We start from the raw sequence: 14,107 nt of genomic DNA on the forward strand, positions 1-14,107 counted from the left end.
TGATGAATTAAACTATATTCTTAGTACTCCTTTTTGTAACCCAAACTCACGCCAACGACTAATAGGACGTCCATCCGATGCCAATGTCGAAGTATTTTCTTCCAGATTGACCAGATAGTCCATATAAGCGGCAATCATTGCAATATCCTCTATTTCCTCATTACTGCCGTTGGAGCGTATTAACATGCGGGCATTCTTTTCTATAAATAGGGTATTGTACTCCCCTTTCACAAAATCGGGTACGTGCATGATACGCTTCAAATAGGCAAGATTCGTCTTCAGTCCCGTAATCTTATATTCGTAAAGCACTCGACGCATACGTTCTATGGCATATTGGCGAGTAGTGGCCCACACAATCAGCTTACCTATCATAGGATCATAATAGATAGGGATTTCGTAACCTTCATAAACATAACTGTCAATGCGGACACCAATTCCATTCGGCTCAGTCAGTTGCTTGATGATGCCTGGCGAAGGCATGAAATTATTCTCTGTGTCTTCGGCACAAATCCGGCATTCAATGGCATGGCCACGTTGCGAAAGTTCTTCTTGCTTCAGATGCAAATATTCATTATTGGCAACATGAATCTGCTCTTTTACCAAATCGACTCCTACTACTTCTTCAGTGATGGGATGTTCCACCTGCAAACGAGTATTCATCTCAAGAAAATAAAAATGCCGATTCCTGTCTACTAAAAATTCAATAGTCCCAGCACCTGAATAATTCACAGCTTTGGCGGCTGCCACTGCCTTCTCTCCCATTTCCCGGCGTAATTCCGGAGTAAGAAAAGGAGAAGGACTCTCTTCCACTATTTTCTGATTATGACGTTGTACGGAACATTCGCGATCAAAAAGATGGATTACATTCCCATGATTATCACCTAATATCTGAAACTCAATATGATGAGGTTCCTCCACAAATTTCTCCAGATAAACAGTATCATCACCAAAAGAAGACATAGACTCTGAGCGAGCTGTATTGTATGCTTCTACCACTTCACTTTCATCATGGATAAGTCGCATACCCTTACCGCCACCTCCCATAGAGGCTTTCAGCATAACCGGATAACCTATTTCATTACAGATACGAATGGCTTCATCGGCACTCTGTAAAGGTTGCTCTGTACCGGGTACAACCGGTACACCGGCGGCAATCATACGCTTTCGTGCAGCTATCTTATCGCCCATAGCCTCCATAGTTTCGGCACTGGGACCAACAAATATGATACCTTCTTCCTTACAACGCCGTGTAAAATCAGCATTTTCGGACAAAAAGCCATATCCCGGATGAATGGTATCTGCTCCGCAGAGCTTAGCTACAGATATTATTTTTTCAATATTCAGGTAGCTCTCCTTTGCTACAGCTGCTCCTATCGGATAGGCTTCATCGGCATAAGCTACGTGATGCGAAGTACGGTCGGCTTCGGAAAAGACTGCTACCGTAAGCAGTCCCATTTCCTTGCACGAGCGCATCACCCGCAGAGCGATCTCACCTCTGTTGGCTATCAGTACTTTCTTTATCATCTTTCTTCTTTTTGCTATAAAGAGGGTTCACCCCACTGATATAGAACGATTCTTTTACCTCACTCAGACAAGCCTGACACAGACAGTCCAAGTAATTATCATCTAAATACGCACGTTGATACGTGTCCAATTTGGCATTTGCACAATGACATTGCGAGATATCATTGTGGATGCACTCATGAGTTACACCACAACGTGGACATACCTTTTTCATAGGCACTCCTTTCCATTAAATTTTAAAATTAATTTTCTTTTTCGTACTGTCTTTCTAATCCCTCGAGTAAAGGCAGACTTTAACGAATGGCAGGTCTTCTGACTGACTCCTAATCTTGAAGCCTTCCCGATAGAATAACACCCTATCAGTGGCAAAGGTTCTTTTCAAGACTTTAACAGAGCTTCACAGCAGCGGGACTGTCCGGGATTTACACCCGGTTCCCTTTTAATCCAGACAACAGTTATTGTTCGTCCGAAACCAATTCGGAGGCAAAGATAGATGTTTTTTTAATTTTATCTGGAATTAAATACGAAATAATGTATAAAAGTGTTTATCTTTGCCCCCGGAATTGGCAATCGGGAGGGCTAACCTGCCCTCCGATGTAAGGGAATCCGGTGCAATACCGGAGCTGTACCTGCAGCTGTAATCCTCAATAAAAAAATGTCTGTAACTACAGAAGCCACTGTTGCGGCAACGCAATGGGAAGGCAGTACAGGCAGAGGAGAGCCAGAATACCTACCAACTTCCGCAACTTGAGCACTGAACTTCCAGGATTAGAAGTGAGATGTCCCCTATACTATAATAGTAGGTAGATTTCCTATTTTATTCTTTACGGGTCATTACCATTTACACAATAGAAGCGACGTGCCGTATTTTATTTATTCAACGAAAATCGGCGAACGATGAAGCACAAGTATTTACTTGGAGCGGTGCTATTGTGTGTAATGCAAAATGCTACAGCGCAAAGCATCCTCGAAAAGAAGAATGAAAAAGAGCTCTCATTATTACTCAATGAAGTAGTAGTGACAGGAACAGGTACCGAACATTATCTTAAAGATGCCCCGGTACAAACAGAAGTGATTACTTCCAAAGCATTGGAACAATATCAGGCACGTAGCATAGACGACCTGTTAAGCGGCCTTTGCCCCTCACTCACCTTTCACGATGGCGATATGGGAAGCCATATTCAGATGAATGGGCTCAACAATGACTACATTCTCATCATGATCAACGGCAAACGTATGAACGGAGACATCGGCGGGCAAAATGACCTGAATCAATTGAACCCCGACAACATCGACCGAATTGAGATTGTGAAAGGTGCCGCTTCTTCACTCTATGGTAGCGATGCCATTGCCGGAGTCATCAATATCATTACCAAACGTAACCGGGAGAAGATGGAACTGACCAATACCACCCGTGTAGGTGAACATGGCGATGTGCGGCAAAGCACCAGTTTCGGTTTCAATCATGGAAAGCTAAAATCGGTGACGGGTATAAATTTCCGTCATACGGATGGCTGGCGAAATACGGATATGCAATGGGATCAAAATCAACTGAAATCCGGTTCCACTATGCTCACCGTAAACCGTTCTACCAACTATACCCTATCTGAGAACTTAGAATGGAAAGCTAATAAAAAGCTGGATCTTAATGCTGAAGCTACCTTCTATCAAAGATGGGTAATGCGCTCTCACGGACAATGGAAATTCTTAGCCAATGATTTTTATTATCGCAACTACACCTTCGCAGCAGGAGGCAAATACAAACTCAATAGCCGCAATTATGTTACCGCAGACCTCTCTTATGGCCGGTTCGGTTACTTCTACGACTACAAATTGAATGAGTATACTGATTACTATGAGGACGGCGATCGCCATAAACATATCACTTACTATGCCGGTCAACGCATCAAACAAAGTATTCAGCAACAGTTGTTGGCACAGTTGAAGGGTATTTTTTACTTCGGCGAACAACATATTCTGAATACTGGAATAGAGTATCAGTACAACCGCCTTGAATCCCCCCATCACATAGATGGCGACCTTGCTTCCATTTATTCTCTTGCCGCTTATGCACAGGAAGAATGGACAGTAACCAATCATCTGATACTGACTGCCGGCGTACGTGGTACCTACTATAAAGAAACAGGTTTCAATCTCAGTCCGAAAATTTCGGCACTCTATAAGGTTAATGATTTTATCAATCTGCGTGCTTCATACGCATTGGGTTATAAGACACCTTCCATTAAAGAACTTTATTATAACTATACCGGTAGTATTGGTGGAGGGGCATTGACCGCCTATCATGGCAATACAGACTTGAAAGCACAGACTTCCCGTTACGCTTCTTTGGGTTTCGAATATGTGGGCAAAAAGTTCCAGGCAAGCGTTACCGGCTACCTGAACAACATCAGCAACATGATTGAGTTAGTGGAAATTGGCATTACTCCCGATGAAAAGTTCCTTGAAGTAGAAAAAAGCAAGCAGTATAAGAATCTGACGAAGGCACGCATCTATGGTATGGATTTCACCTTCAATTATCGTCCCACCAAAGACATTACTTTAGGTGGCGGCTACAGCTATGCTGATCCTAAAGCACAATATGCCAAAGAAGGCGACGATTATATGAAATATACCTATATTGATGCCACTTCCAATCATAACACTACGCTCAATGCTACCTGGCAGCACTCATGGAGCAGCTACCGCCTCGGTATAGGTATTTATGGCAAGTATCAGTCTACACTCCATTACAATACAGACAATGATGCCGATGGCTATCAGACTTGGCGTATCAATACTGCCCATTCGCTGCTAAAGATGAAAAAATGGTCGCTAACCATGAATGTGGGCGTAGACAATCTCTTCAATTACATAGACCGTACTCCATTCGGACGCAACCGTGCAACAACATCTCCGGGACGTAATTTCTATGCTTCAGCCCTCATTAAGTTTAAAAACAAATAACCCTTTTAATAATTAATGTAATATGAACAAATTTAAATCTTATTTGCTGGCAGCTCTTGTAGCTACCACAGTTTGTACAGGATTTACTTCCTGTGACAACGATGATGAAGAAAGTACCAAAAATCCGGCAATTGAAGTAGTGACCCGTGCTAAGACACACGATACCGCTATCCTGCTTTGTACTTTCGGTAGTACCTACAATGAATCACTCAAAGTGTATGACGATGTAATCGCCGACTTTAAAGCAAAGTTTCCTGATGCAGACATCTATATGTCTTTTACCTCACGTACTTGTATCGGTCGTGCCGAAGCTTCTACAGGCGTTGCACGCTACAAGTTGTCGGATTGGTTGCAGGCTATCGGTGATGCTGGTTATAAGCGTGTGGCTGTACAATCACTTCACGTTATTCCCGGTGAGGAGTATCTTTCATTGATGAACACCGACATCAAGAAGAACTTTATGATTGAAGATTATCCGCACATCAACGTGTTGAAAGGCGCCAACCTCCTTGCCAGCGACGAAGACACAGAAGCTGTGGCCAGTGTGCTTTATGACCACTACAAGGATAAACTTGCCGACAAGAAGAATCTTGTCCTGCTGATGGGACACGGTAACCCTGACAAAAACTACAGCGCCAATGGAAAATACTCGGATATGCAAACAGCGTTGCAAAAGAAGGCTACCAACAAGAATATCTTTGTAGGTACCGTTGATTACGGCGACATGTTGTTCTGGCCGAAGGAAGAGGAAGAGAAAGCTGCCAACCGCATACCAGAAAGTCAAATCGACAATTACCCCGGTTGCATCTATTCTCAGATCATGAAATACTGTGATGATAATAATCTGGAACCTACTGAAGTGAACGTATACCTCGCTCCGTTCATGTCTATTGCCGGAGATCATGCTCACAATGATCTTTGGGGACTTGAAGCTATGGCTGAAGGTGACGATTTGAGCAAAGTAGAACTCAATACCAACGAATTCAGCTGGCGCGAACGTCTTGAAAAGATCGGTTTCAAAGTTGACCGCAACTTCGAATCACACCCTGTAGATAAAGCGGGCTCTGACCATGGCATCAAAGATGGTTGCAGCATCAAGGCATTAGGCAGTTTCTCTGAAATCCGTAAGATTTGGGTAAACCACCTTTATGAAAATTGGAATGATGATGATGCCTGGGAGAACGGTGAAGGTTATCAACCGGGTGCATAAATAAAAACTCAACGTGATTCTCTCTTTTTAGTCCAAGACCGGCACATCCTCCGAAGTTATTTCGGAAATGTGCCGGTCTCTTTTTAAATATAGTTACCTATTGATGATTACCTATCGTCTGAAACGATAGGTAATATCATTCATCCTGCCGCCGTTTTCTATACGATACAGCCGTTGATTTGTCCGTTCAGACTTCAATCCACCCAAATTTTCCATATAGGGACCTAGCTTGATATACTGAAAATACTGTGTATCCAATCCGGCTGGCAATTCCGGCTTACCTGAATACCACCCTACTTTCACCTTACCAATTGATTGCCGGGAAAGAAATTTCGCCAACCGCTCTATTTCAAAAGGCTCTGCATCTCCACCCATAAAACAGATGCAAGTTACTGCACTACCATATTTATGTAGTAATGTAATAAGACTTTCTTCTGTTAAGGCATCTCCTACATTTTCCATCAGATAAGGGCTATGGCATCCCTTGCACCTATTGGGGCAGTTAGACAGATTGATTGCCAACGTAACCTCATCGGGTATCTCCTGAAAAACGATATCATAATCAGTGTACCGAAGCATAATATCTGCGTTCGGCCTCCTTTTGCCGTGGTTGTGAAAAATTGCTGACACGTTTCATGTAACCGATGATACGGGTCAGGTAATCTACGTTTTGGCTATGACAATGGGGACATTCTTTCAAGTACCGCTTGTCAATGTGCTTGCATTCGTTACAGATTGTGTTCGGTATATTAAAAGTAAAGTAATTACACCCCTCTGTGGCGGCTACACGTAGCAATTGCCTGTATTGTTCTTTACTCAGATGCTCTTCCAAATTCATGTGCAGAGCCGACCCACCAGTCAGATGTTCGATATAACGACGGCCGTGCAGGCGGAATTTATCTACAATATTCAGTGAAGTGTCTTCTACAATGTAGAAATAACTGTTGTAGCAGTCACGGTAAGTCTCGAAACCGGCTTCCCTATCCCACTTGGCATGCTTTACGCCTACATTCTCGGCTGGTATCATTTCGCAATTGAAAAGTAAGTCTTTAGTACGGTATTTTTTGTTGTACTTCTCGATAATACTTAGAATCTCCTGTACAAAGGCTTCATACTTCGGGTTATCATTGATGTCTATACCCATAAATTGGGCAGCTTCTACCAAGCCATTCACGCCGATAGTGAGATATTGACGTCCCATATTGATATATCCGGCATCGAATAAGGGCAACATACCTTTACTTTGAAGTTGTTTTAGGTTCTCGTTATAAGCCATTTGAACCTTATGAGCCAAGTCTACCACATCTTCGAGGAAGAAGTGATAAAGTAATCCCGACTTCACGGCATGCTGGATGCAACGGTTCAGGTTGATGGTAAGCACGCTCTTCGAGCCGGTAGATACGCCACCAGCGCCAAGGGTGTAGCTGAAACCATTATCTTGTATCTCATTGCGCAAGCGGCAACAACTACTCAACGAGTCGGCATTATCGCTCATATAAGTAAAGAATGAGTGTCCTTCAGCATACATTTCGGCTGTGAAATCGCCATATTCTTTGTCGAGTACATCGCCGTCTTTGGTCAGCAACGCCATAGTCTCTACAGGGAAAGTGAGCACAGTTTTGGTGCGTTCCTTATTGAACCATTTCATAAATCGTTTCTGCAACCAGCTCAGAGAATTCCAATCGGGCTTGCTGCCATCAGGGAAGACGAAATGCTCAAAGAGGCTGTTGAAATAGTATTGGTCGTAATAGGCTACATTCCAGAATACAGCCTGGAAGTTGCGTGCTCCCGTGGGTTGGTTGATGGAGTAGACTACTTGCTCGAAGCAATCGGTAATCATCTTGTCAATGGTTCTTTGCTTCTTAGAAAGATCCACTACCTTTTCGGGATGCAGGTAGTAGTCTTCGCCATATTCCTTGCCTACGAAGTGGTTCATATACATCAGGAATTCCGGGGTGGCACAGGCACCACTCAGCATGCTTGATACGATAAAAACCATATTGATGAAACCACCGCAGAACGATTTCAGATTGGTGGGTGCGGTGGAGTTTCCGCCGATGGAATTTGTTCCGGCTATCAGCCAAGGGTACATGGTGATGCTGGCACAATAGTTGGCGAGGCTTGTTTCGTCGTTCTTGTAAATAAAGTGATGATTCAATAGTTCTATGTATCGGTCGGAAACTTCTTTGCCATACATATCCTTCAGGCGGTCGGTCAGTAATCGACGATTCAGACGAATGAAGTTGTCTTTGGGGAGCTCGCCTATCAAGGTAGCTACGTTCTTGTTTTCTACATTAGCGTTAGAGTCGTACTTGCTGCCTGTCGCGGGATTGGAAGCTTCGCAATAATCCAGCAGAAAACGGAGTTTGTCGCGTACACCACGGTCTTCCAAATGCTTTTGACGATAGAGCATAAATGCCTTGGCTACGGCATAATAATGTTCTGCCATCAAGGCTACTTCTACTTGGTTCTGGATTTCTTCCACACTGGTTCCGTCACTGACGCTTACCCGGCTCAGGATATTTGTAATTACGTCCTGAGTGGCAAAACTGCCCACTGACAAAAATGCCTTGCTAATGGCGTTCTTAATTTTATCGAGTGAGAAGGCTTCTTTTTTGCCATCTCTCTTGACGATGAAAGTTTCTGAATTGATCATATCTATAATTTGAATTTAAAAGATGATTAAACAGCAAATTCATACACGTCAATGCACACAGCAACCAAGTAATAAAAAGAATCTTCTGACGGACCCGTTCTATAGCCTTTCACCCGAAAGCATTGAATGATGAAACTGAACAATGGCAGGTCTTCTGACTTGCTTCTGTTGCAACGCCTTCCCGGTTCCTGAACATTAGAGCCAGTGGCATTAAAGAATGTCGCAACGCTTCCCCCTACACAGGAGACAAAGCTTACAGCTACGGGGATAGTTCCTGACTTTCACAGGATTCCCTATTAATTCCTCCTCACGCAAGGTGAATTGGAAACCATTTTCAGAGGACAAAGATAGAAATAAATCAAGAGCCTGCAAACAAATCCGCTCTAATTACTCAACGAAATTTATACCCTAAGCCCTTTCAGAAAAACAGGGAAAATTAACCCGATTTACGGCTACTCCCCCCAATAATGCATTTCAGTTCTTCAAATGACACAGCTGACCATTCGAAATGACGCAGCTCAGCTCTACCAATGATGCAGTTTGTGAGTGCTAAGCTGCGTGGTTTGGGCTGACGACCTACGTCATTCCGAATGGTCAGCTGTGTCATTTCGGAGGGCAGGTTTTCTGAATTAGGAAATTTCTTTTCCTTAAAATATGTTTCTCTGCAAAAAGTCTATATCTTTGCGCCCGCTTAGGTGATACGGCTGTTTTTCTTTCCGCCGTATTAAAAGGGAATTCAGTGTAATGCTGAAGCAGTGCCCGCTACTGTAAAGCCTGTGTTTATGCGCTGTAAACAAGCTAGATTAAACAACAGAAAGTGTCTTCTTTTAACCACTGTCCGATAGATACGGGAGGCGCCTCCCGAAAGTATCAGGATGGGAAGGTTGGACTTTCTGTAAGGCTGAGCCAGGAAACCTGCCTAAGTTACCATAAAAATAACAAATCTCCCGGGGTCAGGAGGTTTAAGTATTAATCACATTTTATCAATCGATGAAAAAACAGTTATTATTGGCAGCCGTACTCAGCTGTCTGACAGGAGTTCTTTATGCCCAAGTGACATTGAGCGGGAAAGTAACCGACAAAGAAAACGGCGAGCCATTGGTAGGCGTCAACATCCGCGTGGATAAAAGTTTGGCAGGAAGTACCACCAATGGAAAAGGAGAGTTTAGTATCAGCAATCTTCCCGAAGGAAAACATGTATTGAGTTTTACCTATGTAGGCTTCACCCCTCTGCACTACACCTCTAAAGGTAATGAGAAAAACATTCTCATAAGTATGGAAGAGAATTTCAACAACATCGGTCAAGTAGTAGTAACAGGTACAGGTACACATCGTCGCATGACGGATAGCCCCGTTCCTGTTTCGGTAATTACCGCCAAAGAAATAAGTAATGCCAATGCTTCTACGCTGGAAGATGCATTAGTAAAACTCAGTCCGAATATCTCATCCTACACCAACGGTATGGGTACTACAATGAGCCTGAATGGTATAAACGAAGATTATGTACTGATTCTTGAAAATGGCAAACGTTTGGCCGGCGAAGATCGCTATACCCGTATCAATATAGCAAATATCAAGCGTATCGAAGTTTTGAATGGTGCAGCGTCCGCATTATATGGTAGCGATGCCATTGGCGGTGTAATCAACATTATTACAGATGATGCCAAGAACACGATAAATGTATCTAGCTATACCCATTATTCCAGTGAAGGACGTTGGACCGAAACATTCAATGCGGACGTCAATGCAGGTAAGTTATCTTCTTACACCTCCTACCAACACCTCCAGGCAGGAAGCTGGCAGAACAACAACATCGATGAAAACGGAAACCTTACGGGCAAACCCACTTCAGTAGGCTTTTACTCTAATACCGTGAACCAGCGTTTCGTGTTTAACGCTACAGATAAATTATCATTCTATGTACGCGGTACTTATTATGACAACAAAACCCGTCGTCCGCAAGATGCCACCTACTTCACTAAAAGTAAAGACAAATATGTAGAAAAAGATGCCTACACCTATAACTTGAAACATGAGACCTATACCTACGGTGCAGGTATGAAATATATGATTAACCGCAACGCTTATATTGATGCCGAGTTTTACTCAGATAATTTCTCTTCCGATTACGTCTACTTCAAAAAGACGGGAGACTATATGCCGGGAGATGAAGTAACCCGTAAAAAAGTGAACTACTACAACGGCAATGTAAAGGGGATTTTCAGAATAGGTAATTACAACCGTGTATCGGTTGGTGTAGAATACGTCAACGAACAGCTGAATAGCGAGTCGGACAACATTTCTTCTAAAAATATCTATACGATGGCTCTCTATGCGCAGGACGAAATCAAACTGATGAAAAATCTACAGGCTGTGTTAGGACTGCGTTATATCTATAACGAAAACTTTAAGAATCATGCTACTCCCAATGTAGCCCTGATGTACAAACTCGGAAATCTTAATCTACGTGCCGCCTACGCTGCCGGTTTCCGTACTCCTACCCTCTCGCAGCTTTATGCAACGGATGAGTCGAAGACATCCAGCCGATATACAGTTGGTAATCCTAATCTGAAACCGGAAAAGAATAATTTCTATTCACTGAATGCGGAATACAACTACCAATGGATTTCAATCTCGGCAACCGGTTTTATTAATGACATCCGTGACATGATAAACTACCGTACCCTCTCCGACAAGGAAATTACAGCCATGGGATTGGATGAAAAGCATGCTGTGTTTGACGAGATACGCCAACGTGATAATATAGATAAAGCAAAAACCAAAGGACTCAGTTTCAATGCAACTGTAAACCTTGGAGCCGGTTTCAGAGTCAGCGGTGGCTATACCTACCTCGATACTAAAGCCAAACAACGAAGTGAAGACGGAACCTACAAAGAATCTCCTATCGACAAAAGTATCCGACACATGGGAAATGTGAACGGACAATGGGAACATAGTTGGAGTTTCTACCGCCTGAATGTAAACCTGCACGGACATCTTCAAGGAGAACGGTACTCGCAAAGTTACGGATATGCTCCCAAGTATCAACAATGGGATTTGAATACCCGCCACACATTCAATTTAAAAACTTTTATTCTGGAACCGGGTATAGGCATAGAGAATATCTTCGACAAGATAGATGACCGCCCCTGGAATAATAACTTCTCTACGCTGAATCCGGGACGTTCGGTATATGTAAGTTTAGCCGTAAGATTCAAAAAATAAGGCAAATAACGATTCATAGAAACCTTCATACAAATTCCCTCCTCTGTCATGTACATCAGGAGGGAATTTGTATAATGTCCTCATTAAAAAAAGCACTTCATTTTCTTAAAATAGTTTTCTTCTTACTAAAAAATAAATATCTTTGTCCCCGCTTAGGTGATGCAACAGATGTTCAATTTGCTGCATAAAAGGGAATCCGGTGAAAAGCCGGAACAGTGCCCGCTACTGTATAGCTTATAGCTCACTTTGTTCAAGCAAAGGAAAGCCTAAAGAAAGCATTCACACATATTAAACCACTGTTCTGCAATTACGAAATTGCGTTTCGGAATTTAAGGACGGGAAGGTTAAGCTTTCTTTAGAAGCCAAGTCAGGAAACCTGCCTGAGTAATTACGTAATTAACGCTCTCCCGGGGTCAGGAAGGCAAGTATTAATTCATATTTATCCATCAATGAAAAGACAAAACTGGCTGTTCATCCTCGTGGGAGGATGTATGGCAATGAGTGCATCCGCTCAGGAGACGAAGACTAAAAAGAATGAGGATTTAAGTTTTGAACTTAATCCGGTAGTGGTAACAGGTACAGGTACACATCACAGACTGAAAGACACACCGACACCTGTAAGCGTAATTACTGCTAATGAAATCAAAAAAGCGGGTATTACAGATTTTCGTGAAGCTATGGCCATGTTGGAACCGTCGCTCTCCTTTCAAACCAATGCCATGGGTGACTACCTGATGATGAACGGACTCTCCAATAAGTATGTGCTTATCCTTATTAACGGCAAGAAACTGACAGGTGATAGTGATAACAATATCGACTTGAACCGCATCGACATGAGTAATGTGAAACGTATCGAAATTCTGAAAGGTGCAGGCTCCGCTTTGTACGGTTCAGATGCTATTGGAGGTGTTATCAATATTATTACGAATCAACCTTATAATCTGATAACTGTAACTTCAAACACAAAAGTAGAAGAACGAGGGCAATTTAGTCAAACAGTAAATCTGGATATCACAACAAAGAAATTCGGTTCCTATACTTCTTATCAACGCCGCCAAGCAGAGGGGTGGTGTCTGACCCGTGAAGAAGGCGGAGAACCTCGTTATCAAAATGATGCTAACGCCTTCTATACAGACAACTATAGCCAGATGTTCAGATTTACTCCGAATGAGAAATTCTCTGCATATGTAGAAGGTAATCTTTATGATCGTAAAGTAAAACGTCAACCTGAATATTCAACCTATAACCTCACGTATGATGCTTACAGTTTAGGTACAGGGTTTAAATATAATTTTAATAAAAAATCCTATCTTCAATTTGATTTACGTAATGATAATTATGATACCAATTGGTTGTATAATCAAGATGTAATGGATAAGAAAGGAGAAAATATCGTCAATTATGATGGAGAAGAAATACGCCAGAAACGTCAGCACTATTACAGCGGAAATCTGAAATCCTTATTTCGCTTCACTGAAAACACTCGTACCATTTTTGGTGTAGAATACATTCAGGAAACATTAGATCGCCCTTCGTTTAATGTTGATGAACGTGCTTATACATGGGCTGCTTATGCACAAGAAGAAATTACCTTATGGAAAAACTTACAAATACTTGCTGGTCTGCGCTATGTATATCATGAAACAGCCAAAAACAATATTACTCCCAAAGTTTCCTTAATGTACCGTCTGGGTGATTTCACTTTCCGCGGACAATATTCAGCAGGATTCCGTGCACCGGGATTGGATGAATTATACAAACATTCTTATTCACAGAGAATGGCTAAAAGCGGTGGTACTTTAAGCTATGGTAATAAATATCTGAAAGCAGAAAAAAGTAATTATGGATCTATCAATGTAGAATTCAACAAGAGCTGGTTGACTCTTGGAGTTACTGGATATATTAATGAAGTACGTGATATGATTGTTAATCGTACAGTTGCCATTACTGATTACTCGGAAGCAGAACAAGAAATTTACATAGAAGATGCAACTTTTTTGTTTGGTAATAAAGTAAACCTTGCCAAAGTTGGACATTTTGTCAATAATGATAAGGCTTTGATTAAAGGCTTTGAAGTAAATTTGAATGCTAACATCGGTTATGGTTTTTCTTTAGGAGGCAATTACACTTTTGCAGATGCTAGAACTAAAGATATAGAACAAGGTTGGCGTCGTATTGAGCGTAGTGTACGCCATTCTGGTAACGTAAATGCTAATTACGCACATTCATGGAAAAATTACCGCTTAAATGTGAATTTGAATAGTCGTATCCAAAGTAAACGGACTCATCTGGCATTAAGTAAAGGAGAATGGAATGACACTTCCGCTCCCGGATTTGCATTATGGAATATCAGCACCCGACATGCTTTTGATAGTTTCAAAAACTTTAGCATTGAACCAGGAGTAGGTATTAATAACATCTTTAATTATAGCGATCGTCGTCCTGATGCAGATCATCTGACTTCTCTCACGCCCGGCCGTACTGTTTTTGTAAGCCTTTTACTTCGATTCAAACAATAATCAATTATA

At 42.1% G+C, this 14,107-nt stretch carries 8 protein-coding genes and 5 riboswitches; of the genes, 4 read left to right on the top strand and 4 right to left on the bottom strand.

The window, feature by feature from the left end; translation table 11 throughout:
• Window positions 1–12: 12 nt before the first annotated feature.
• Together accC and Q1W14_RS01780 are read right to left on the bottom strand one after the other, a co-directional pair.
• On the bottom strand, window positions 13–1,524 hold the full coding sequence (gene accC, locus Q1W14_RS01775; RefSeq protein ID WP_300698670.1) for an acetyl-CoA carboxylase biotin carboxylase subunit: 1,512 nt from the start codon (window positions 1,522–1,524) through the stop codon (window positions 13–15).
• Window positions 1,490–1,744: a cysteine-rich CWC family protein gene (locus Q1W14_RS01780; RefSeq protein WP_300698672.1), complete on the bottom strand. Its 255-nt coding sequence runs from the start codon at window positions 1,742–1,744 to the stop codon at window positions 1,490–1,492. Before Q1W14_RS01780 ends, accC begins: the two co-directional genes overlap by 35 nt.
• Window positions 1,745–1,808: 64 nt before the next feature.
• Window positions 1,809–2,016: riboswitch (cobalamin riboswitch) on the bottom strand.
• Window positions 2,017–2,071: 55 nt separating this feature from the next.
• Window positions 2,072–2,277, top strand: a riboswitch (cobalamin riboswitch).
• 144 nt (window positions 2,278–2,421) lie between these two features.
• Between Q1W14_RS01780 and Q1W14_RS01785 the strand changes: the two genes are divergently transcribed.
• Together Q1W14_RS01785 and Q1W14_RS01790 are read left to right on the top strand one after the other, a co-directional pair.
• Complete coding sequence (locus tag Q1W14_RS01785; protein WP_300698673.1) at window positions 2,422–4,488, top strand: TonB-dependent receptor; 2,067 nt, start codon at window positions 2,422–2,424, stop codon at window positions 4,486–4,488.
• Window positions 4,489–4,510: 22 nt separating this feature from the next.
• Window positions 4,511–5,698 carry a sirohydrochlorin cobaltochelatase gene (locus tag Q1W14_RS01790; RefSeq protein ID WP_300698676.1) on the top strand — a complete coding sequence of 396 codons (1,188 nt, stop codon included), beginning with the start codon at window positions 4,511–4,513 and terminating at the stop codon, window positions 5,696–5,698.
• A 111-nt stretch (window positions 5,699–5,809) separates the two neighbouring features.
• On the opposite strand, the gene nrdG is transcribed toward Q1W14_RS01790, so the two are convergent.
• Both nrdG and nrdD read right to left on the bottom strand, forming a co-directional pair.
• Window positions 5,810–6,277, bottom strand: a complete 468-nt coding sequence (gene nrdG / locus Q1W14_RS01795; protein WP_300698678.1) for an anaerobic ribonucleoside-triphosphate reductase activating protein — start codon at window positions 6,275–6,277, stop codon at window positions 5,810–5,812.
• Window positions 6,261–8,354, bottom strand: a complete 2,094-nt coding sequence (gene nrdD, locus Q1W14_RS01800; RefSeq protein ID WP_300698680.1) for an anaerobic ribonucleoside-triphosphate reductase — start codon at window positions 8,352–8,354, stop codon at window positions 6,261–6,263. Before nrdD ends, nrdG begins: the two co-directional genes overlap by 17 nt.
• A 126-nt stretch (window positions 8,355–8,480) precedes the next feature.
• A riboswitch (cobalamin riboswitch) is annotated at window positions 8,481–8,702 on the bottom strand.
• A gap of 328 nt (window positions 8,703–9,030) precedes the next feature.
• A riboswitch (cobalamin riboswitch) is annotated at window positions 9,031–9,292 on the top strand.
• 52 nt (window positions 9,293–9,344) lie between these two features.
• Between nrdD and Q1W14_RS01805 the strand changes: the two genes are divergently transcribed.
• Together Q1W14_RS01805 and Q1W14_RS01810 are read left to right on the top strand one after the other, a co-directional pair.
• Window positions 9,345–11,579: a TonB-dependent receptor gene (locus Q1W14_RS01805; protein WP_300698681.1), complete on the top strand. Its 2,235-nt coding sequence runs from the start codon at window positions 9,345–9,347 to the stop codon at window positions 11,577–11,579.
• Window positions 11,580–11,716: 137 nt separating this feature from the next.
• Window positions 11,717–11,978, top strand: a riboswitch (cobalamin riboswitch).
• A 50-nt stretch (window positions 11,979–12,028) separates the two neighbouring features.
• Window positions 12,029–14,098 carry a TonB-dependent receptor gene (locus Q1W14_RS01810; protein WP_300698682.1) on the top strand — a complete coding sequence of 690 codons (2,070 nt, stop codon included), beginning with the start codon at window positions 12,029–12,031 and terminating at the stop codon, window positions 14,096–14,098.
• Window positions 14,099–14,107 lie beyond the last annotated feature (9 nt).

The sequence above is a fragment of the Bacteroides sp. genome, assembly GCF_030151085.1.
Lineage (GTDB): Bacteria > Bacteroidota > Bacteroidia > Bacteroidales > Bacteroidaceae > Bacteroides.

Excerpts from the sequence above, each read along its gene's own strand:
- accC (WP_300698670.1), bottom strand. The coding sequence starts at position 1,524 with ATGATAAAGAAAGTACTGATAGCCAACAGAGGTGAGATCGCTCTGCGG.
- Q1W14_RS01785 (WP_300698673.1), top strand. The coding sequence starts at position 2,422 with ATGAAGCACAAGTATTTACTTGGAGCGGTGCTATTGTGTGTAATGCAA.
- Q1W14_RS01790 (WP_300698676.1), top strand. The coding sequence starts at position 4,511 with ATGAACAAATTTAAATCTTATTTGCTGGCAGCTCTTGTAGCTACCACA.
- nrdG (WP_300698678.1), bottom strand. The coding sequence starts at position 6,277 with ATGCTTCGGTACACTGATTATGATATCGTTTTTCAGGAGATACCCGAT.
- nrdD (WP_300698680.1), bottom strand. The coding sequence starts at position 8,354 with ATGATCAATTCAGAAACTTTCATCGTCAAGAGAGATGGCAAAAAAGAA.
- Q1W14_RS01805 (WP_300698681.1), top strand. The coding sequence starts at position 9,345 with ATGAAAAAACAGTTATTATTGGCAGCCGTACTCAGCTGTCTGACAGGA.
- Q1W14_RS01810 (WP_300698682.1), top strand. The coding sequence starts at position 12,029 with ATGAAAAGACAAAACTGGCTGTTCATCCTCGTGGGAGGATGTATGGCA.